The sequence below is a fragment of the Pseudomonas sp. 51_B genome, assembly GCF_017491595.1.
Classification (GTDB): Bacteria; Pseudomonadota; Gammaproteobacteria; order Pseudomonadales; family Pseudomonadaceae; genus Aquipseudomonas; species Aquipseudomonas promysalinigenes.
In genome coordinates, this window is sequence record NZ_JAFGYW010000213.1 from 1 (window position 1) to 503 (window position 503).

A 503-nucleotide genomic window follows, 5' to 3' on the forward strand; every position below is an offset into this window, starting at 1 on the left:
GTGTAAAGAAGTCGTCTTGTGTTGGGGCGAGTGTGGGGCCGGCGCTGGGGGGAACCTTATCCATGCGCGACATGGCGCAATCTGTTCCCGACGCGCAAGCCCCGGTGTTCAAGGGCTGGTCGCGATAAGTATGTCAATGTCGCGGATAGGTAAACGCGCGGTCTGCGCTATACGCAGAATCGCCGACAAGAGGCCGACAGTCGGCCGTGGAGAACAGCATGTCCAACAGCTTCCTGAATCCGGTCACCACCCAGACCTGGGCCAATGGCCGACACAGTGTCCGTTGCGTCAAAGTCATCCAGGAAACCTGGGATGTGCGCACCTTCTGCTTTATGGCCGACCAGCCGATCCTGTTCTTCTTCAAGCCGGGGCAGTTCGTCACGCTGGAGCTGGAAATCGAAGGCCAGCCGATCATGCGCTCCTACACCATCTCCAGCTCGCCGTCGGTGCCGTACAGCTTCTCGGTCACGATCAAGCGCGTGCCGGGTGGCAAGGTCTCCAAC

Annotated in this window: 1 pseudogene; it reads left to right on the forward strand. The window is 60.0% G+C overall.

Annotated elements, in window-relative coordinates:
• Positions 1-218 precede the first annotated feature (218 nt).
• A pseudogene (gbcB, locus tag J5M56_RS24465) lies at positions 219-503 on the forward strand (glycine-betaine demethylase subunit GbcB); the annotation flags it as partial.